The organism is Brotaphodocola sp., assembly GCF_050873365.1.
Classification (GTDB): Bacteria; Bacillota; Clostridia; order Lachnospirales; family Lachnospiraceae; genus Brotaphodocola.
Genome location: NZ_JBNMIQ010000002.1, coordinates 15,939 through 37,704, shown reverse-complemented (window position 1 = coordinate 37,704; position 21,766 = coordinate 15,939). Strand labels below are relative to the sequence as shown.

General features: G+C 49.2%; 16 protein-coding genes and 1 riboswitch. Of the genes, 14 read left to right on the top strand and 2 right to left on the bottom strand.

Annotated elements, in window-relative coordinates; translation table 11 throughout:
* Positions 1-174 precede the first annotated feature (174 nt).
* Entirely contained in the window at positions 175-831 is a 657-nt protein-coding gene (locus tag ACR0QT_RS01385; protein ID WP_432629287.1) for a YigZ family protein, read from the top strand.
* A 192-nt stretch (positions 832-1,023) separates the two neighbouring features.
* Entirely contained in the window at positions 1,024-2,856 is a 1,833-nt protein-coding gene (gene typA, locus ACR0QT_RS01380) for a translational GTPase TypA (RefSeq protein WP_308452093.1), read from the top strand.
* Positions 2,857-3,037: 181 nt separating this feature from the next.
* Here the strand turns inward: typA and ACR0QT_RS01375 are convergent, their stop codons facing one another.
* On the bottom strand, positions 3,038-4,012 hold the full coding sequence (locus tag ACR0QT_RS01375) for a sugar-binding transcriptional regulator (RefSeq protein WP_432629120.1): 975 nt from the start codon (positions 4,010-4,012) through the stop codon (positions 3,038-3,040).
* Positions 4,013-4,416: 404 nt separating this feature from the next.
* Between ACR0QT_RS01375 and ACR0QT_RS01370 the strand changes: the two genes are divergently transcribed.
* From ACR0QT_RS01370 to ACR0QT_RS01315, 12 genes are all read left to right on the top strand, one after another.
* A complete protein-coding gene (locus ACR0QT_RS01370; RefSeq protein WP_432629119.1) occupies positions 4,417-5,559 on the top strand; it encodes a 2-methylaconitate cis-trans isomerase PrpF family protein in 1,143 nt (380 codons plus the stop codon).
* A gap of 152 nt (positions 5,560-5,711) precedes the next feature.
* Positions 5,712-6,566, top strand: coding sequence for a DUF6282 family protein (locus ACR0QT_RS01365; RefSeq protein WP_432629118.1), 855 nt, complete (start codon positions 5,712-5,714; stop codon positions 6,564-6,566).
* 32 nt (positions 6,567-6,598) lie between these two features.
* The gene (locus tag ACR0QT_RS01360; protein WP_432629117.1) at positions 6,599-7,894 is read left to right on the top strand and encodes a 2-hydroxycarboxylate transporter family protein; all 1,296 of its coding nucleotides are present in this window, start codon (positions 6,599-6,601) and stop codon (positions 7,892-7,894) included.
* Positions 7,895-8,134: 240 nt separating this feature from the next.
* Positions 8,135-10,423, top strand: coding sequence for a hydratase (locus ACR0QT_RS01355; RefSeq protein ID WP_432629116.1), 2,289 nt, complete (start codon positions 8,135-8,137; stop codon positions 10,421-10,423).
* Positions 10,424-10,743: 320 nt separating this feature from the next.
* Complete coding sequence (locus ACR0QT_RS01350; protein WP_432629115.1) at positions 10,744-11,373, top strand: single-stranded DNA-binding protein; 630 nt, start codon at positions 10,744-10,746, stop codon at positions 11,371-11,373.
* A 158-nt stretch (positions 11,374-11,531) separates the two neighbouring features.
* Positions 11,532-12,041 carry a cob(I)yrinic acid a,c-diamide adenosyltransferase gene (locus ACR0QT_RS01345; protein ID WP_432629114.1) on the top strand — a complete coding sequence of 170 codons (510 nt, stop codon included), beginning with the start codon at positions 11,532-11,534 and terminating at the stop codon, positions 12,039-12,041.
* A gap of 96 nt (positions 12,042-12,137) precedes the next feature.
* A riboswitch (Lysine riboswitch) is annotated at positions 12,138-12,313 on the top strand.
* A 149-nt stretch (positions 12,314-12,462) separates the two neighbouring features.
* Positions 12,463-13,347 (top strand): 4-hydroxy-tetrahydrodipicolinate synthase, encoded by an 885-nt coding sequence (gene dapA, locus ACR0QT_RS01340; protein ID WP_308451716.1) that lies wholly within the window; start codon positions 12,463-12,465, stop codon positions 13,345-13,347.
* A gap of 122 nt (positions 13,348-13,469) precedes the next feature.
* Positions 13,470-14,237: a 4-hydroxy-tetrahydrodipicolinate reductase gene (gene dapB / locus ACR0QT_RS01335; protein WP_177978435.1), complete on the top strand. Its 768-nt coding sequence runs from the start codon at positions 13,470-13,472 to the stop codon at positions 14,235-14,237.
* A gap of 288 nt (positions 14,238-14,525) precedes the next feature.
* A complete protein-coding gene (locus tag ACR0QT_RS01330) occupies positions 14,526-14,936 on the top strand; it encodes a hypothetical protein (RefSeq protein ID WP_432629113.1) in 411 nt (136 codons plus the stop codon).
* A 502-nt stretch (positions 14,937-15,438) separates the two neighbouring features.
* Complete coding sequence (purF, locus tag ACR0QT_RS01325) at positions 15,439-16,878, top strand: amidophosphoribosyltransferase (RefSeq protein ID WP_432629286.1); 1,440 nt, start codon at positions 15,439-15,441, stop codon at positions 16,876-16,878.
* A gap of 212 nt (positions 16,879-17,090) precedes the next feature.
* The gene (gene purB, locus ACR0QT_RS01320) at positions 17,091-18,521 is read left to right on the top strand and encodes an adenylosuccinate lyase (protein ID WP_177978437.1); all 1,431 of its coding nucleotides are present in this window, start codon (positions 17,091-17,093) and stop codon (positions 18,519-18,521) included.
* A gap of 321 nt (positions 18,522-18,842) precedes the next feature.
* Positions 18,843-20,135: an adenylosuccinate synthase gene (locus ACR0QT_RS01315; RefSeq protein WP_432629112.1), complete on the top strand. Its 1,293-nt coding sequence runs from the start codon at positions 18,843-18,845 to the stop codon at positions 20,133-20,135.
* Positions 20,136-20,373: 238 nt separating this feature from the next.
* On the opposite strand, the gene ACR0QT_RS01310 is transcribed toward ACR0QT_RS01315, so the two are convergent.
* Positions 20,374-21,471: a ribonuclease H-like domain-containing protein gene (locus ACR0QT_RS01310; RefSeq protein WP_432629111.1), complete on the bottom strand. Its 1,098-nt coding sequence runs from the start codon at positions 21,469-21,471 to the stop codon at positions 20,374-20,376.
* Positions 21,472-21,766: the final 295 nt, after the last annotated feature.

The window sequence follows — 21,766 nt, the reverse complement described above, 5'->3', positions numbered from 1 at the left end:
ATTGCTTAAAAATTATTTAAAATAAAGAAAAAATCGAAAAGAGCAGACAGAAACATAAAATAGGAAAAAGAAAACGGGACGAGAAAAAGGGTTATAGAAAAACAGACAGAAAACCAGAAAATTCAGAAAGAAAAAGAAAAGGAAACCGAATCAATGATGGAACAGACGAAAAACATGCCACAGCAGTATAAAATCCTCTACCGCGGGGGAGAGGGAGAGATTGTTGAGAAGAAATCCCGCTTTATCGCGACGACGAGACCGGTAAAGAGCGAGGAGGAGGCGATCGCCTTCATCGAGGAGATGAAGAAAAAGTACTGGGATGCGAGACACAACTGCTCCGCCTATGTGATCGGGGAGCGCGGTCAGGTACAGAGATGCAGTGATGACGGGGAGCCGAGCCAGACCGCGGGTCGTCCGATGCTCGATGTTCTTCTCGGAGAGGAAGTCCGCAACATCTGCGTTGTGGTCACGCGGTATTTCGGCGGAACCCTGCTTGGAACGGGCGGTCTTGTGCGCGCGTACTCGAGTGCGGTTCAGGAGGGACTGAAGAACAGCGCGATTGTGGAAAAATGCCTCGGAGACCGGATTCTGATCCACACGGACTACAACGGAGTCGGCAAACTTCAATATGTCGCAGGGCAGATGGGGCTGACAATCCTCGACACCCAGTACACCGATCAGGTCGATATGACGTTCATGGTACCGGTCGATCAGACGGGTTCGTTTCTCAGCCAGGTGACCGAGAAGACTGCGGGCAGAGCACAGATTGAGCGCGAGGGAACCCTCTATTATGGAATGCTTGACGGAGAGATGATTCTGTTTGAGGATTAGAGAGGGGAGTTGTATTTTTTTGCGTGCAAGGTTTTCTCACCTTATAAAATATGAAAATCGCGAAAAAAAGCCTTGCAATCTGTGAAATGCAATGCTATATTAGAGTACTGTAATGGAAACCGAGAACAGGAGCTAAGGGCAGAACAATTCGTCCTTAGCTCTTTTAAAGATTAAAGAAGGAAGAGCACAGAGATGAAGATTAAGAGAGAAGACGTAAGAAACATCGCGATTATCGCCCATGTTGACCACGGTAAAACCACCCTGGTTGATGAGCTGTTAAAGCAGAGCGGTGTATTCCGCGCAAATCAGGAAGTCGAGGAGCGTGTCATGGACTCCAACGATATCGAGCGTGAGCGTGGTATCACCATTCTGTCCAAGAACACCGCAGTTTTCTACAAGGATAAGAAGATCAACATCATCGACACTCCTGGACATGCAGACTTCGGTGGTGAGGTTGAGCGTGTACTGAAGATGGTAGACGGCGTTGTTCTGGTTGTAGATGCGTATGAGGGCCCGATGCCACAGACGAAGTTCGTTTTGCAGAAAGCGCTGGATCTCGATCTCTCTGTCATCGTCTGCATCAATAAGATCGACCGTCCGGAGGCAAGACCGAACGACGTTATCGATGAGGTTCTGGAGCTGTTCATGGATCTGGACGCTTCTGACGAACAGCTTGACTGTCCGTTTGTATATGCTTCCGCAAAGGCAGGATTTGCAAAGAAGGAGCTTGACGATCCGGATGTGGACATGAGCCCGCTGTTTGAGACAATCATCAACTACATTCCGGCTCCGCAGGGAGATCCGGATGCACCGACTCAGATGCTGATCTCCACGATCGACTACAACGAGTATGTAGGACGTATCGGTATCGGTAAGATCGACAACGGTGTTGTAAAGGTGAACCAGGAGGTTGCGATCGTAAACCACCACGATCCGGACAAGATGCGCCGTGTCAAGATCGGTAAGCTGTACCAGTTTGACGGCTTAAAGAGAGTTGAGGTTCAGGAAGCTACGATCGGAGACATCGTTGCTGTTTCCGGTATCACAGATCTTCATATCGGAGATACCCTGTGTTCCGTAGAGAACCCGGAGGCTATTCCGTTCCAGAAGATTTCCGAGCCGACGATCGCAATGAACTTCATGGTAAACGATAGCCCGTTGGCAGGACAGGAGGGTAAGTTCATCACTTCCCGTCACATCCGTGAGCGTCTGTTCCGCGAGCTGAACACCGATGTCAGCCTGCGCGTTGAGGAGACCGATTCCCCGGATTGCTTCAAGGTATCCGGACGTGGTGAGCTTCACCTGTCCGTTCTGATCGAGAACATGCGCCGTGAGGGATTTGAGTTCGCTGTCAGCAAGGCAGAGGTTCTCTACAAGTACAACGAGAGAAACCAGAAGCAGGAGCCGATGGAGCTTGCTTACATCGACGTTCCGGAGGAGTTCACCGGTGCGGTTATCCAGAAGCTGACTTCCAGAAAGGGTGAGCTTCAGGGAATGAGCCCGACAAACGGCGGATACACCCGTCTCGAGTTCTCAATCCCGGCAAGAGGTCTGATCGGATACCGCGGTGAGTTCATGACTGATACAAAGGGAAATGGTATCATCAACACGATGTTCGACGGATATGGTCCGTACAAGGGTGATTTGAGCTACCGTAGAACCGGTTCTCTGATCGCATACGAGAGTGGTGAGGCAATCACCTACGGTCTGTTCAATGCACAGGAGCGTGGAACCCTGTTCATCGGACCTGGTGAGAAGGTATATTCCGGTATGGTTATCGGACAGAGCCCGAAGACTGAGGATATCGAGGTTAATGTCTGCAAGACGAAGAAGCTGACTAACACCCGTTCTTCAAGCTCCGATGAAGCTCTGCGTCTGGTTCCGAAGAAGATCATGAGCCTTGAGCAGTGCCTCGAGTTCATCGATACCGACGAGCTTCTTGAGGTTACCCCGGAGAACCTGCGTATCCGCAAGCGTATCCTTGATCCGCTTCTGCGTAAGCGCGCTTCCTTCAAGAAGGGTTGATGGAACAATTAGAAGATAAAATAAATAGGATCAGACAGTGAAAATCCGATCCTATCGTATAGAATGATATAAGAACGATATAATAAAAATGGGAATTGCATCCGAAAAGGTGCAGTTCCCATTTTTTTATGTATAAAATTTGTGCATAAAATTTGTGAACAAAAGTTTTCAGGAATCGGCTTTATTGATCCGAATTTGCGGTGCTCAAAATCTGTTCTGCGGTCGCGCGGTCGGTGATCAGCTCGTTGATGTAGCGGTTTTTCATGCAGGCAATGATTATGTCGACCTTGTGGCGACCGGTTGCGATCGCGAGCTTGTGTGGAGTCGTGAGGATGTCCTGAAGCGAAGTTGCGACGATCTTGCGGTTTAGGCTGATGTTTGCGATGCGCCCGTCCCTGTCAAGCACATATCCGTAAATGCTTCCGATGCAGTTTGGCTCCTCGTTCCAGTCCTCCTCTGCGATGTAAGATTTCAGAACCGGGTTGTTAAATGGCAGGCTTGAGCGACTGCCGATTCCGGTCAGGACGGCATCCATCTTTCTCGATACATTCAGCGTGTGTTCAATCAATGGTTCTCGGAGCATCGCATTTCTCGCCTGCTCGTCGTTGATATAAATCGGAATATTCATATAAAAATACTCCCCGTTGAACTTCATCGCAAGTGTGTGTGTGATGTTTCTCGAGCCGTCGGAGGAATTGATATGGCGGAAACAACCGCAGAGCTGGACGACGTTGATCGGATTCTGCGTCTTTGGATCGAGGGCAGTCGCGACGCTTCGGATTGTCTTTCCCCAGGTCACGCCGATCGTTGCACTTGGAGAAAGGATCTGTTCGAGGTACATCGCTCCGGTCTTTCCGATCTCGGAGAGTGCCTCCGCGCGCGAGAGATCGCGGGTGTCGAGGACGATCGCCTTGGAAAGCTGAAATGTCTCCGTCAGTGCCTGCTCAAGTGCTGAGTGGCGCTTGTTTGGCTTGTGGATCGTGATTTCCACAATTCCTTCGTCTCTCGCATTCTGGATCATCTTGGCGATCTTAAAACGGTTGCAGTCGTACTGGCGCGCGATCTCCTGTTGTGTCATTCCCTGATTGTAATAGAGGTCCGCGATCTCTGACATCAGAGCCGCGGAAGTTTCGTCAAAAGTGATTTTTGTATTCATATGAGCAATCTCCCCCAAAAAAGAATGATGGTATTTTCTACAATTTCAAGTGAAAATCTGAAACTCAAGTAAAAAGCAAAACTTCTGATTCTTATTATATCAAATGAGCGCGAAAAAAGAAATGAATTTAGGAAGAAAAAATAATGGGTAATCACAAATGTTATAAATATAAACATATGTTACAAAAATAAATGGGAATAATTGTGGAAAAATGATATAGAAAATCATTAACAAGTGTTGTATGATAATGGCATGAAAAACAAATGCGATTCAAAACAACAAATGTTAAAAACAGATCACGGTTTGCGAGAGCCCGGGGATTTCCGAGGGCGAACAAAAAACAGCAAAAAATAAAATGATATTAATCATATTCATTTAAGAAAAAACAATCAGGAGGAAGAATCATGAAAAAGTTCAAAACCGTATTTATGAGAGGTGGTACTTCAAAGGGATGTCTGTTCAAGAAAGAAGATCTTCCGGAGAATCGCGCAGAGTGGGATGACATTTTCATGCAGGTCATGGGATGCCCGGACCCGAAGCAGATCGACGGTATGGGCGGAACCGTTTCCTCCAACAACAAGATCGTTGTGATCTGGAAGTCCGAGGAGCCGGATGTTGACATCGAGTATCTCGTTGGTCAGGTCATCGTCGGAAAGCGTCAGGTTGACTACAAGTCCAACTGCGGAAACATGACCGCAGCGGTTCCGGCGTTTGCAGTGGAAGAGGGAATGGTTACGATCACCGAGCCGGTGACAACCGTGAGAATGCTCAACAAGAACACCGACAAGTACATCAACGTCGATGTTCCGATCGATCCGGAGACTCACACCTTTGCAGACGACGGAGACTGCGAGATCGCAGGCGTAGATGGAACTTGTGCAGAGCTGAAGGTTGATTTCTTAAATCCGGCAGGCGCAAAGACCGGAAAGCTTCTTCCGACCGGAAATGTGAAGGACGTTCTGGACATTCCGGGATTTGGAAAACTCGATGCAACGATCATCGATGTGTCGAACCCGATCGTTCTCGTTCGCGCAGAGGACATCGGCATGAAGGGAACCGAGCTTCCGGAAGAGGTCAATGCAAACAAGGAAGTCTGCGATCTTCTTGAGAAGATCCGTGGAACTGCCTGCGTGATGATGGGATTTGCAAAGGATCTCAAAGAGGCAACCGATCACCAGCCTGGTGTTCCGAAAGTCGGATTTGTCACAAAGCCGGTTACCTACACCGATCTGGAGGGCAAAACCGTGGAGGCAGAGAAGATGGATGTCTGTGCGAGAGTCATTTCCGTATTCAAGTGTCATAAGGCCTGCCCGCTGACCGCTGCAAGCTCAATCGCCGTAGCCGGAAAGCTCGAGGGAAGCCTTGTCGCAGAGGTGGTAAGAGATTCAAAGGCTCAGAACATCCGAATCGGTCATCCGAGCGGAGTTATGACAATGGTGCCGACTGTGGAGCTTCAGGGCGAGAATCCGGCAGATGCAAAGGTTCCGGGCGTCGCAGTACAGAGAACGGCAAGACGAATCATGGATGGTTATGTATACATTCGATAAGGAATGCTTCGGCGCTTCGATGATTCGATAAACGTGGGACATAAGATAAGAAGTATGAAAATTTCCGCACGCGACTGGGAGTAACTGAAAAAAGAAAGATACAGGATACAAACCGTTGTGTGCGGGACAAGAAACAGACAGGAGGAGAGTGCATGGAAGAAAACAGACTGAAGGGAATCATTGACCTTCACATTCACACGGCACCGGATGTGCGCCAGCGAAAGATGAATGATCTTGAGATCATGGAAGCTGCTGTTGCGCGAGGCGTTCGGGCTGTTGTGATCAAGTCACATGTGGCGCCGACCGTCGGAAGAGCGGAGATTGTCAACCGGGTCAAGGAAGAAAAGTATGGGGACACTTCGGACTTTCAGATGTTTGGTGGCGTCGCACTGAACCGCTTTGTCGGTGGAATCAATCCGTGGGCAGTCGAGACCGCTTTAAAGCTTGGGGGAAAGTTGGTCTGGCTTCCGACGAACACCGCGGAGAACCATTGCAAGAAGCAGGACAAGACGAACTGGGTATCGGTTGTCAGAGACGGAAAAATCGTGCCGGAGCTCAAGGATGTCTTTGAGCTGATCAAGGATTACGATGCAGTCCTTGAGACGGGTCACATCTCACCGGAAGAGTGCAGAATCGTGGCAGAGGCCGCAAGAAACGCAGGGGTTAAAAAGATTGTCATCACACATCCGGAGTTCTGGGTGGTCGGAATGAGCGTGGAGGAGCAGGCAAGGATCGTAAAGGATTACGATGTCCTTCTCGAGCATGTCTATGCACAGCCGATCGGCGGGGGCGTTTACAAGAAAAACCTGGAAACGAATGTGGAGGCAATGAAGGCGATAGGATGCGAGCATTTCATTGTGGCAACCGACAGTGGTCAGACGCAGAATCCGTACTGGTATGAGTCGATCAAGGAGTACATCGATTATCTGTACGATGTGGGTGGATTCACGAAGGCGGAAGTTGACCGGATGACGAAAGAAAATCCGGCAAAGATGCTTGGAATCTAAAAAGTCTGCGGGGAGAAGGAGAAAACGGGCTTATGAAAAACTTTAAGATTTATGGGATGGAGTGGTACATATTTGTATTTTTCGCAGTGGTTGTGCTTGCTGCAATCGGTTTTGGGATTGTGCCAAACCAGCTGATCGGCGCGATTGCAGTTATGTTCACACTCGGAATCATCCTCGGTGAGATCGGAGAGAGACTTCCGATCTGGAACAAGTACTTCGGTGGCGGAGCGATTCTGACGTTCTTAGTCTGTGGTCTTGTGACTTACTTCGGCAAGATGCCGGAGGGCGTTGTGGCAATCTCAAAGGGCTGGATGAGTGATTACAGCTTCTTGAATGTCTTTATCTCAATTCTTGTTGTCGGTTCCCTTTTGGGACTTGACCGAAAACTGCTCATCAAGTCAGCAACCCTGTATCTGCCGGATATTCTGGCATCCCTCGCAGGTGCGTGCCTGTTGGGAATTCTCGGAGGAATGATCTTTGGAAAAGGTCCGGTTGAGATTGTGATCTCCTACGTGCTTCCGATCATGGGAGGCGGTGCCGGAGCAGGTGCAATCCCGCTTGCTTCTGTCTATGAGGATGTAACCGGACAGGATGCGGCAAGCTACCTTTCGTTTGCACTTGCAATCCTTGCAGTCGGAAACATCGTATCCGTTCTGTTTGCAATCATTCTTGACAACGTTGGACGTCTGTTCCCAGCTCTGACCGGTCACGGAGAGCTGATCCGTACAAAAGGCAAGAGTGCGATCAAGGATAAGGAAGCACAGAAGGTGACGCTGACGATGGATGACATCGCGGCAGCACTCTTCCTGACTGGTGGTTTCTTTGTTCTTGCTCAGCTGACCGCAAAGAAGATTTTGCCGTCCATCTTTGGAGTGGCAATCCCGAACTTTGCATACCTGATCATCTTTGCAGCGCTGGCAAATATCTTTAACCTGATTCCGGAAAACTTAAAGGCAGCCTGCCACAGATGTCAGCAGTTCTGTGGTTCCAAGCTGATCTGGGTTCAGATGGTCGGTGTCGGCATCACGCTGATCGACTTTAATGAGATCATTTCGGCACTCAGCCCGGCAAACTTAACGATCGCCGTTCTGATCGTTCTCGGCTGTGTTCTCGGTTCCGCAATCTTTGGATGGATGATCGGTTTCTTCCCGATCGAGTCTGCAATCACCGCTGGTCTTTGCATGGCAAACATGGGAGGTGCGGGAGATCTTGCAGTTCTCGGCGCAGCAAAGCGCATGGATCTGATGAGCTACGCTCAGATCTCATCCCGAATTGGTGGTGCAATGGTACTGCTAATCGGAAGTTTTGTATTCCAGTTTTTAAAATAACTCAGAGTGGATGTCTCCCTCCTCTATAGGTGGGGGATTGGGTATCGCAAACTTTCTCAGGAGGGAAGACAATCCCCTTCTGAGTTATACGCTCCGCGAAGATGCGCAGTGATTCTGATTGGAAGATGTCAGCAGAGCTGACCAGAATCACGCGCCAAGTCTCCGCGAGCGTCGACTTGAATTTTTGAAACATAAAAAAACAATGTATTGAGTATTCACATTTCATTGAAGGAGGATATTATGGTAAAGTTACATGAAGGCGGAGTTTATCTCGTAAATGGAGAGACCTTGGTCCCGGAGGCAGAGTCTGCAAGAGTCGAACAGCTCACCGGAAAGGCAGTTGCAAAGGAAGAGGCAAAGAAGGGTACAATCGCCTACGGCATCATGAAGGCGCACAACCAGAACGACAACATGGACAAGCTCCAGATCAAGTTTGATGCGATGGTTTCCCACGACATCACCTTCGTCGGCATTATCCAGACGGCTCGTGCTTCAGGCATGGAGAAGTTCCCGCTTCCGTATGTACTGACCTGCTGTCACAACTCTCTGTGTGCAGTTGGTGGTACGATCAACGACGATGACCATTACTTCGGTCTGTCCGCTGCAAAGAAGTACGGCGGTCTCTTCGTTCCTCAGCACATCGCAGTCTGCCACCAGTTCATGCGTGAGCGTTTCGCAGGCGGTGGAAAGATGATCCTCGGTTCTGACTCCCACACCCGTTACGGTGCACTCGGTACGATGGCAATCGGTGAGGGCGGTGGCGAGCTGTCCAAACAGCTGTTAAAGCAGACCTACGATGTCGCTTACCCGGGCGTGATCGCAATCTACTTGACTGGAAAGCCACAGCCGTTCGTAGGACCGCACGATATTGCACTTGCAATCTGCGGAGCTGTATACAAGAACGGATATGTAAAGAACAAGGTAATGGAGTTTGTAGGACCGGGCGTTTCCTCGATGACAACCGATTACAGAAACGGCATTGACGTTATGACCACTGAGACCACCTGCCTGTCCTCAATCTGGAGAACCGATGAGGATACAAAGGCATTCCTGACCAAGCATGGCCGTGGCGAGGAGTTCAAGGAGCTGAATCCGGATACCGTTGCATACTACGATGGTTGCGTGGAGATCGATTTGAGCACGATCAAGCCGATGATCGCACTTCCGTTCCATCCGTCAAACGCATACGAGATCGATTACCTGTATGAGAACCTTGAGGACATCCTGCGCGAGACCGAGAAGGCAGCAGATCAGGTTGCAGAGGGAAGAGCACACTTCACCCTGCTCGACAAGATCACGAAGGATGGCAAGCTCCAGGTACAGCAGGGAATCATCGCAGGTTGTGCTGGTGGTAACTACACGAACGTTGTTGAGGCAGCTCACGCACTGAAGGGCAAGAACATCGGAGACGGCGAGTTCTACCTGTCCGTATATCCTTCCTCTCAGCCGGTTTACACCGACCTCGACCGCAAGGGTCTGCTTGCAGATCTGATGGATGCCGGTGCCGTGATCCGTTCCGCATTCTGTGGACCGTGCTTCGGCGCAGGCGATACCCCGGCAAACAATGCACTTTCGATCCGTCACACGACGAGAAACTTCCCGAACCGTGAAGGTTCTAAACCGGGCAACGGTCAGATGTCCGCAGTTGCTCTGATGGATGCCCGTTCGATCGCAGCAACCGCAGCAAACGGTGGTAAGCTGACCTCCGCAGAGACGATGGATTGCTGGGGCGATATCCCGGAGTACAACTACGACGACCGTGCTTACAAGGCAAGAGTTTACAACGGTTACAACAAGGCAGATCTCGACTCCGAGCTTTGCTTCGGTCCGAACATCAAGGACTGGCCGGAGATGGAAGCACTCTCCGAGAACATTCTGCTGAAAGTTTCCTCCAAGATTCTTGACGAGGTAACAACGACCGATGAGCTGATCCCGTCCGGTGAGACCTCTTCCTTCCGTTCCAACCCGCTTGGACTGGCTGAGTTTACCCTTTCCAGACGTGATCCGGAGTATGTAGGCCGTGCAAAGGCTGTACAGGCAATGGAGCAGGAGAGACTGGCTGGAACTGTAAATGCAGAGATCGCAGAGGTTATGAAGGTAGTCAACACGATTCCGGGTCAGGAAGGTGTCAAGGCAGAGGATGTGGAGATCGGTTCCACGATCTACTCCAACAAGCCGGGCGATGGTTCTGCAAGAGAGCAGGCTGCTTCCTGTCAGAGAGTACTGGGCGCACTTGCAAACATCACGCAGGAGTACGCAACGAAGCGTTATCGTTCTAACTGCATGAACTGGGGCATGATCCCGTTCCACTTAAAGGGTGAGCCGACAATGTTCGAGGTAGACGACTACATCTACGTTCCGAACGCACGCACTGCAATGGATGGCGATCTGAGCGATATTCCGGCTTATGTCATCAAGAATGGCAAGGCAGAAGAGATCCATCTGTATGTACAGCCGATGACCGAGAATGAGCGCAAGATTGTGAAGGCAGGAAGCCTGATCAACTTCAACAGAAACGGTCAGAAGTAAAAATTTTATAAAAAGTTGTAACACCAAACAACAACCAGATAAGCAAGTATAAAGCAAACAACAACCATACAACAACCATAAAGACCCCAAATCAACTATGTAGAAAGGCGGAGGCATCTTAGATGTCTCCGTCTTTCTGTTGCCGGAGAATTCTGGCGAAGTGCGAGAGAAAATGTGATAAAATGGAGGAAAACGAGAAGAAGTGCCGGAGTTTGTCGGGATAAGGCGAACGCTTCTTTTCATAAGCAGGAATTTCTGGTCATATAGATATTACCAGCGAAAAGCAAAAAATGTTTATGAAAAAAGGAGAGAGAAGTACCATGGCAGACAAAATGATTGAGAACAACAAAGTGAGTGTGATCGGAGAGATCGTATCTGGATTTACCTTCAGCCACGAGGTGTTTGGCGAGGGCTTCTATGTGATTGAGGTTGCAGTGAGCCGTTTGAGCGAGCAGGCAGACATCATCCCGTTAATGATTTCGGAGCGCCTGATCAATGTGAAAGAGGATTATCAGGGATGTACGGTGGAGGCGATCGGACAGTTCCGCTCGTACAACCGTCATGAGGGCGTGAAGAACCGTCTGGTGCTCTCTGTCTTTGTCCGTGAGATTCATTTCATGGAGAAATTCACGGATTATACAAAAACGAATCAGATCTTCCTTGACGGGTACATATGCAAGAATCCGATTTACCGCAAGACGCCTCTCGGAAGAGAGATCGCGGATCTTCTGCTGGCGGTGAATCGTCCGTATGGAAAGTCGGATTATATTCCGTGTATTGCGTGGGGACGGAATGCGAGATTTGCTTCCACGTTTGAGGTGGGAACGAGAGTTCGGGTCTGGGGACGTGTGCAGAGCCGTGAGTACACGAAGAAACTCAGCGAGACCCAGTGTGAGAAGCGGGTTGCCTACGAGGTATCGATCAGCAAGCTCGAGTGTGCACAGGAGTGAGTTCTCATGCATGGGTACCGTACAAGAGTGGGGATTTTTTGAACCGGAAATTCTGTATGATACCGTTGATTCGTAGGAAAACGATAATTTTATAACTTGCAAAACAAATCAGAATGTGATACGATAACCGCGCGATAAAACCATTGAGGTGCATGAAGATGAGTACAGGAAAAGTAGAGATGATCTGTGGCGGTACTTGCTCCGGCAAGACAGCGCTGGCACTCGGAAGAGCGCTTCAGGCTGCCGCAAGAAAAAAGAATGTGATTATCATTGAGTTTTTAAAAGGCAGTCAGAAGTTTGACAACACCGAGGTTCTGGAGCGTCTGGAGCCGGAGATTAAGATTTTCCGCTTTGAGAAATCGGACTGCTATTTTGAACATCTGAGTGAGGAGGAGAAGCGGGAGGAACGCGTCAACATCCGAAACGGTCTGAACTATGCGAAGAAAGTTCTGACGACGGGGGAATGTGACCTTCTTGTTCTCGATGAGGTGCTTGGAACGCTCGATCAGGGAATTATTGAGCGGGAAGAGCTCAAGGCGATTTTGGATTGCCGGGATGAGGCCGGTGTGATTCTGACCGGACAGGTGCTTCCGGAGCATCCGGAGGAGCTTGCCGATCGGGTCGAGCATGTGGATGTGAGCGTGTTCAGCGATGGAGTGAGCGAGTGATATTGGTGGAATCTTTATTGGTTTAGATTCATCGCTTTGAAGATCCGGGATTGACAATTGATTCATATAATGGTAGTATAACAACATACAAGAAAACAAAAAAGTAGAGGTTGCGCGAAGCATGAGTACAGTACCAGATGCGTCAGGCCGCAGGGGAAGGCGCTGGAAAGGGTGGGCGCCGAAGGCAGGGGACGAGCCGAACGTCGTTTGTCTGGTCATCTGGTGAAGAATCTTATGACTGTCATCCGAGGGGATGGAGCGCTACTTAAAGAGAAGAGCAGAGGCTGGGAACTTTAAGGGCGATGATCCGTCGCCACAGAGTTCACAGCCTTTATTGTTTTGCATATCTATATTCATCATACATCATATTTTATATTTATTTTACTATTTTTATTTGATGTAAAATTCAGGAGGAGAAGTTATGGCTATTTTTGAAGGAGCAGGAGTTGCACTCGTTACCCCGTTTACAGAGTCTGGAGAGGTAAATTACCCGAAGTTAAAAGAGATCGTTGAGGAGCAGATCGCAGGTGGAACTGACGCGATCATCGCATGTGGAACGACCGGTGAGTCCGCAACGATGAGCCATGAGGAGCATCTTGATGTCATCCGCTATGTGTGCGAGGTTGTCAACCATCGTATCCCGGTTATTGCAGGAACCGGTTCGAACTCCACGAAGGAGGCAATCCATCTGTCTCAGGGCGCAGAGAAGGCAGGAGCAGACGGTCTTCTTCTTGTAACTCCGTACTACAACAAGGCAACCCAGAATGGTCTGATTGCTCACTACACCGCAATCGCAAATTCTGTAAGCCTGCCGATCCTGCTGTACCATGTTCCGAGCCGTACCGGCGTGACGATGAAGCCGGAGACGATCGTGAAGCTGTGCAAGGACGTTCCGAACATCGTGGGCGTGAAGGAGGCAAGTGCAAACTTCTCCGCAATCGCAGAGATCATGCAGTTGGCAGACGGCTGTGTAGACCTGTATTCCGGAAATGACGACCAGATCGTTCCGCTTCTGTCTCTCGGCGGTAAGGGCGTAATCTCCGTTCTCTCCAACGTTGCTCCGCGTCAGACTCACGACATCTGCGCATCCTTCTTTGAGGGCGATGTGAAGAAGAGCTGTGAGATGCAGTTAAAGGCAATCCCGGTAATCAATGCGCTGTTCTGCGAGGTAAACCCGATTCCGGTTAAGGCAGCGATGAACATGATGGGCAAGGAAGTTGGACCGCTTCGTCTTCCGCTGACCGAGATGGAACCGCAGAACAAGGAGCGCTTAAAGAAGGCAATGGAAGAGTACGGAATTCTGTAATTCGATCAGAAACAGGTTCCCGTTTGTGCGGTGCATAGGCGGGAACAAAACGTTCGCAGGCATGGAAGAATGACAGATAACTTTCGTATAACGATATTGCAGATAAAGAGGAATTGACAGATATGGTAAGAATGATTATGCACGGATGTGGTGGTGCAATGGGGCGCACCATCGCTGGACTTGTAGAAAAGACAGAGGGCATTGAGCTTGTCGCAGGAATCGATCTTCACGCTTCCGGTCAGGAGACGTTCCCGGTATTTGCATCCTTGAGTGAGTGCGATGTTCCGGCAGATGTTGTTGTGGATTTCAGCTCCGCAAAGGCAGTTGACACACTGATGGATGTCTGTGCCGAGAAGAAACTTCCGCTGGTGCTCTGCACAACGGGACTTTCTGAGGAGCAGATTGCGCATGTGAGTGAGACCGCGAAGCAGACCGCAGTTCTTCGCTCTGCAAACATGTCTCTCGGAATCAATACGCTGATGAAGCTGTTAAAGGACGCCGCAAAGGTGCTTGCAGGAGCGGGATTTGATGTGGAGATCGTCGAGAAGCATCATAATCAGAAGCTGGACGCTCCGAGCGGAACAGCTCTTGCGCTTGCAGATTCGATCAATGACGCGATGAACGATGTTTATCATTACAAGTATGATCGCTCGAAAGAGCGCGCAAAGCGTGATCCGAAGGAGATCGGAATCTCTGCCGTTCGCGGTGGATCGATCGTCGGAGAGCACGATGTGATCTTTGCAGGAACGGATGAGGTTGTGACCTTCTCCCATACCGCATACTCCAAGGCAATTTTTGCAAAGGGAGCAATCGAGGCAGCAATCTTCCTTGCTACCCAGAAGCCGGGACTGTACACGATGGCAGATGTGATCGAGGCATCCTCTAATTAATTAAGTCTAACGAAGTGTTTAAATGGCTCAGAGTGGAGATTTCAAGATTTCCTTCTGAGCCATTTGTTTTGTGAAGATTTTTGCGGAAATTTTAAGCTGGTTTTTTGATTTGCATTGGAGTTGATAGGAAAATTCTGGAAAAAAAGGCAGTCGAATCCTGAGAAAATCTGAGATAATCCGAAGCATTCTTTCACATACTAAGAAAGCATGAAAAAAGTATAAGTTACTCCGTTGCTGTTTGCGCAACGCGTGAATGGTAACTGGTGAAAGGAGAAAGGAGAACGGATTATGAAAAAATTCAGGATTTTTGGTTGTCTTTTTGTCGTTGTTCTGGCGGTGGGAATGCTCTCAGGCTGTACGAGAAACAGAAACAACACGCAGAATACGCAGATGAGCACGCAGGCGCAGACCGGTGCGTCTAATGGAAATGGAATGACGGGGGAGAGTGGAAATGCGCAGTCCTCCACGGCGGGAGTCGGTGAAATGGAGTCTGACACCTCGGCGGAGCGCGATTCCTCCGCAGTCCCGGGAATGGAATCCGGCAGTGAGTCGGGTGCTGTGGAGGAGAGCACAATGCTTCCGTCTGATTCCGGAATGAGCGAAAACACAGGCGAGGAGAGCACCGGCGTCATCGGTGGACTTGCGGATGATTTGGAGCGCGCCGTGACAAATTCTGCCGATGAGGTGACCGGACGATAGACGATCCTTGCGGATGCAAAGCGCCGGTGGCACTTTATTTGTTATGCATCGACCGAGGCGATATAGAGAAGCGCAGTGATTTTGGTCGAGAGTGACCAGAGAAGATCAGGGCTACCAGAAGTGTAGCCCTTTCTCGTGCAGTAACGATTGACAGTTTTCGTCAAACCGATTATGATAAAAATGAATCAGACAACCGATACAAGACGCAATAACCGCTCATTACAGTTCGTTGCACAAACTGTAATGGATTTTGCCGATGCTTCGCATTACAAATCGGCAAAATCTGTACCTGCTACTGTACTATACGGAATTTTCAGTTCAGAAAATTCCTACCCGTGTACAAGACGCAATAACCGCTCATTAATTAATCTAATAAAAGATGCTCTTGCAATTCCTTATACGCTGTATTATAATTTCTACTGAACTAACAGCTATTTATTTGTTTTGCTTATAAGTCAACAGAGAAACTGATACCATGGAGAGAGAGGAACGAGAAAAGCCGATGAAGGACGAGAGACAGATGCTGCATTCCGATGAAGTACATGAGGAGTGTGGTGTTTTTGGAATGTATGATTTTGACGGCAATGATGTGGCATCCGAAATTTACTATGGATTATTTGCACTGCAACACCGCGGACAGGAGAGCTGTGGAATCGCAGTCAGTGATACGGAAGGACCGAAGGGAAAGGTAAATGCCTACAAGGGAATGGGTCTTTGCAATGAGGTGTTTACGCATGAGGTATTAGAGGGACTTCACGGAAACATTGGTGTGGGTCATGTGCGTTATTCCACTGCGGGCAGTAGCACGCGGGAGAATGCTCAGCCACTTGTTCTGAACTATGTAAAGGGTACCCTGGCACTTGCACACAACGGAAATCTGGTCAATGCCCCGCAGTTGCGCCGGGAACTGGAGTACACGGGAGCAATCTTCCAGACGACGATCGACTCTGAGGTCATTGCATACCATATCGCACGCGAGCGTGTGAAGACCCCGACCGTAGAGGCAGCGGTTGCAAATGCGATGAAGAAGATCGTTGGTGCGTATTCTCTGGTTATCATGAGCCCGAGAAAGCTGATCGGAGCGCGTGATCCGTATGGATTCAAACCGCTGTGCATCGGCAAGAAGGAAAATGCCTACATACTGGTATCAGAAAGCTGTGCCCTCTCCACGATCGATGCAGAGTTTGTGCGCGATGTGGAGCCGGGAGAGATCGTGACGATCACAAAAGACGGAATTGTTTCCGACAAGAGCATGTGTCTGCCAAAGGAAAAGCAGGCGAGATGTGTGTTTGAGTATATTTACTTTGCAAGACCGGACAGCGTCTTCGACGGAGTGAGTGTTTACGGTTCCCGTATCTATGCAGGTCGCTGTCTGGCGAAGGATTCTCCGGTGGATGCAGACCTTGTAGTTGGTGTTCCGGAGTCCGGAAATGCCGCTGCCCTCGGATACTCAATGGAGTCTGGAATCCCATACGGAACGGCATTCGTGAAGAACTCCTATGTCGGACGTACCTTCATCAAGCCGAAGCAGAGCAGTCGTGTGTCTGCCGTAAAGGTCAAGCTGAACGTCTTAAAGGAAGCCGTTGAGGGAAAGAGAGTCATCATGATCGACGACTCGATCGTCCGCGGAACGACGAGCCATCTGATTGTAAAGATGCTTCGCGATGCCGGCGCAAAGGAAGTTCATGTGAAGGTCAGCGCACCGCCGTTCCTCTATCCGTGCTACTTCGGAACCGATATCCCGTCCTCCGATCAGCTGATTGCGAGCGGACGAACGATTGAAGAGATTCGCCAGATCATCGGAGCAGATTCGTTAGCTTACTTAAACATTGAGCGCCTTAAGGAGCTTTCCGAGGGACTTCCGATCTGTACGGCTTGCTTCAGTGGCAAGTATCCGGTAGATCCGCCGACTGAGGATATCCGCGGAGAGTACACCAAGTAAGAATGCCAGGCAAGAGTACGAAGTAAACATACGATCAATAAAAGTACGATCAATAAAAGTGCTATCAACAAAAGTACTAAGATGCAAAGTAAGAGCAGATAAAGTTGTCTGAGACGAGTGTAAAAATCGCAGAAGAAAGAGCAGATAAGAGCGCTAAGACATTCAAGAGATTTTAGACACGAATTATTATGAAAATACAGGAGGTTCTTTTGATGAACGACCGATATCAGAGCCCGTTATCAGAGCGCTATGCAAGCAGAGAGATGCAGTACATCTTCTCTCCGGACAAGAAATTTAAGACATGGAGAAAGCTGTGGATTGCGCTGGCAGAGACCGAGAAAGAGCTTGGTCTTCCGATTACCCAGGAGCAGATCGATGAGCTGAAAGAGCATGCAGAGGAGATCAACTACGAGGTGGCAAAGGAGCGCGAGAAACTCGTGCGCCACGATGTAATGTCCCATGTATATGCCTATGGACAGCAGTGCCCGAAGGCAAAGGGAATCATCCATCTGGGTGCAACTTCCTGCTACGTAGGCGACAACACCGACCTGATCATCATGACCGAGGGACTTCGCCTTGTCCGCAAAAAACTGATCAACGTGATGGCAGAGCTTGCAAAGTTTGCAGATCATTACAAGAACCAGCCGACGCTTGCATTTACCCACTTCCAGCCGGCACAGCCGACGACAGTCGGAAAGCGTGCAACCCTGTGGCTCCATGATCTGTATCTCGATCTCGAGGATCTCGAGTATGTCCTCGGTTCGATGAAACTGCTCGGTTCAAAGGGAACGACAGGAACGCAGGCGAGCTTCTTAGAGCTGTTTGAGGGCGACCATGAGAAGTGCCGGAAGGCAGATCAGATGATCGCAGAGAAGATGGGATTTGCAGGATGCTACCCGGTATCCGGTCAGACCTACTCCAGAAAGATCGACACCCGCGTGCTGAATATTTTGGCAGGAATCGCTCAGAGTGCACACAAGTTCTCAAACGATATTCGTCTGCTTCAGCACCTCAAGGAGGTTGAGGAGCCGTTTGAGAAGAATCAGATCGGTTCTTCCGCAATGGCATATAAGCGCAATCCGATGAGAAGTGAGAGAATCGCTTCCCTGTCCAACTATGTGATGAGCGATGTGATGAACCCGATGCTCGTTTCCTCTACCCAGTGGTTTGAGCGTACCCTCGATGACTCTGCAAACAAGCGTCTGAGCATCCCGGAGGGCTTCCTCGCAATCGACGGAATCCTTGATCTGTACTTAAATGTTGTGGACGGACTTGTCGTATATCCGAAGGTTATCGAGAAGCACATGATGGCAGAGCTTCCGTTCATGGCAACTGAGAACATCATGATGGATGCCGTAAAGGCAGGTGGAGACCGTCAGGAGCTTCACGAGCGCATCCGTCAGCTGTCTATGGAGGCTGGAAAGAACGTGAAGGAGAAGGGACTTGACAACAACCTGCTTGAGCTGATCGCTCAGGACCCGACATTTGGAATGAGCCTTGAGTCTCTGAAGGCATGCATGGAGCCGTCCCGCTATGTAGGTCGTGCACCACAGCAGGTAGATGAGTTCCTTGCTGAGGTCATTCAGCCGATCCTCGATGAGAACAAGGAAGTACTCGGCATGACCGCAGAGATCAACGTTTAAATCCGAGTTTGAACTCAAGTTTAAATTTAAGTTTAACTAAGTTTTTAAATGGGAATTCAGATCTGAGTTTGGATCGAAACAGTGATTTGAGTTTAAGTCTACGAAGTCGAATTGGAGATGTGACGGGAGAAGTCTATCCAAAATTAATTAATAGCTATAAGATATACTAATAACTAAAGGCAGGCAGATTAGAAAATCTGCCCGCCTTTTTGTGCTTTTTATATTGATTTTGCTCTGATTATCCGATATACTGTTAATGCTTGAAAAAATCAGGGCAAAACTAAAACTTTGTTTTATGGATAAAGACGAAGGAGATTGATTATGTCAAAGGTAGATGTCGTTATAGGTTGTTTTTATGGTGATGAGGGCAAGGGCAAGGTAATCGATTATCTTGCAGAGCATGCAGATATTGCAGTTCGTGCCACCGGCGGAGACAACGCTGGTCACACGATTGAGGCAGGCGGAGTGAAGTATGCAATGCGTCTGACCCCGTCCGGAATTCTTTCCGGTCACACGATTGCTGTGCTTGGAAACGGAATGGTTCTGAATCCGCAGGTTCTGCTCGAGGAGATCGCAAACCTGAAAGCTCATGGCTTCGATGTGGATCATCATCTGAAAATCAGCGAGAAAGTACAGATCATTTTCCCGTATCACAGAATGCTGGATCGTGCACTTGAGAAGGCAAGAGGCGGTAGCAAGATCGGAACAACCGGAAAGGGAATCGGACCGGCTTACTGCGATAAGTACGAGCGCAGTGGAATCCGTATGGAGGATCTTTACGAGGCAAACTTCAAGGAGAAACTTCAGCATGCCGTAGAGGCTAAGAAGGCACTCTTAAAGTTCTATGATCCGGAAGATACCACGATCGACGAGGCACTTGACTTTGAGAAGATCTATGCAGAATATAGCAATTATGCAGAGCAGTTAAAGCCGTATATGTGTGATACGGTAACCTATCTGCACAAGGCACTTGAGGAGGACAAGAACGTGATCGTGGAGGGTGCTCAGGCAACTCTTCTTGACATCGACTTTGGTTCCTACCCATATGTAACTTCCTCCAACCCGACTGTTGGCGGTATGGTAACCGGAAGCGGACTGAGCGCAGGCGATATCGGCAATGTATACGGTGTTATCAAGGCTTACTCCAGCCGTGTCGGCGAGGGCCCGTATGTCACCGAGCTTCTCGATGAGACCGGAGACAAGATCCGTGAGCTGGGTCATGAGTACGGTACCGTTACCCATCGTCCGAGACGTTGCGGATGGCTGGATCTCGTAACCTTAAAGTATGCAAAGCGTCTGAATGGTCTGACCGCTCTTTGCGTAAACCATCTTGATACAATCGGAAAGTTTGACAAGATCAAGGTTTGCGTTGCTTACGACTGCAATGGAACCGTTACCGAGGACTTTACCACGAACCTGACTGTGCTTAACAGCGCAAAGCCGGTTTACAAGGAGTTCGATGGCAACTTCGGAGATATTTCCGGATGCAAGTCCTATGACGAACTGCCGGAGAACGCAAAGGCATACATCCGCTTTATTGAGGAGTACATCGGTATTCCGGTAAAATTCATCGGAACCGGTGCAGGTAGAGATGCAATGATCGTTCGCGAATAAGACGGACGAGATAAGACGAGATAAGTCTTCTCGGGTGTCGACGGAAACTTAAAAGATTGTCGATGAAAACGAGAGCGAATGAGCGAGCCGATAAAGCGCAGATGCATATCATGAAGCGCGAATAAAAAGCAAATAGAAACAAAAAAGGCAGGTCGGAAACCATTTGTTCCGAAACATTTCTTTGAGTGGAGATGTTCGGAGATGGTGTTCCGACCTGTCTGTCGTTTGAGTTTGTCTCTCATCGAATCCCAAGGTGGTGCAGGATCTGGTTTAAATAGGACGAGAATGCATGGGGATCGGAGAGCTGAACGTCCGAGAGAGTCGCATAGGAGAGTTTATCCTTTGGCTCTTTTTTAAATGCCGGTTCCCAGAGAACTTCAAACTGAGGCACGAAGCAGTCTTTCTGACAGGTGTAACAGGTGCGTGCCGTTGCCTTTGCGCGGGCGGAGGAGCCTGCGAGCGAGAGAAGGTTCTTGTGAATCGCCGTGTCCTGCTCTGGAAGGTAGTAATAGTCCCGGTAATTGGCGTAGAAATGCTTCAGCGTTCCCTCGTAGAGATCGATCGTCAGGATCAGTTCGTTGCCTTCAAGGTCGCAGGCGACGGGCTCGATGCTGTACTCGACAGGCACAGGGATGGCGCAGTCTCCCTTGCACACAAGGCGGAGCAGATGACGGCGAGTCCCGTAAAAATCGGTCTCTGCGAGAATCTGCTGGGATGAGAGCGTCAGAGTCTGGGCGAAGAAATCCGGATAATTCAGGATTGGAAGGATCGCCGGCATTCCCTTCAAGTCATCCTCATTGTGAAGGATCAGATCATCATAGAGGCTCTGTTCATGCGTCATCAGATACTCCTCGTAGACGGTGATGAGTTCCCCGCCGGAATACCGGTCTTTTCGCGATACGCCGAGGAATTCTTCAATGGATTTCTGCTTCATGCTCTCAAGACCGAGAAGTTTGCGGTAGGGCTTGATTTTCCGGTAAATGTCTACGCTTGTGACGGCTGAAAAATCATAGGGAAGATCAAAGTGATGACAGCGCTTTAACAGATACGGAATGTCAAATCCGTCCCCGTTAAAATGAACGAGAATCCGATAGTTCTTCAGAAACGCAAAGAAACTGTGGAGAAGCTCTACTTCTGCCTCCTGCGTATCAGCAAACCACTGGATCAAATTCCAGGTTCCGTCCTGATAGTAGGTGCATCCGATCAGGTAGAGGTGGGAGCGGTCTCCGGAAAATCCGGTAGTCTCAATGTCAAAGAAGAGCAGATCCTCAAGTGCTCCGATGCGCTCAAGGGGATAGGTATCTGGAAGGTCTAAGCGTTTCTCGATGGTGATCATGGAAAGTCCTCTTTCTAGTAAATGTAAACGGTAATAAAATACAAACGGTAAAAAAGTTGTGGTGAAAAGTTAATGCAAGAATGGGTTTGAACAAACGTTTAAGTCAACGCTTGTGAAAACCTGGCATGTGATTTCAAGTCGACGCTCGCGGAGACTTGGCGCGTGATTTTGGTCAGCTCTGCTGACATCTTCCCATCAAAATCACTGCGCATCCACGCGGAGCGTATAACTCAGAAGGGGATTGTCTCCCCTCCTGAGAAAGTTTGTGATACCCCCACCTATAGAGGAGGGGGAC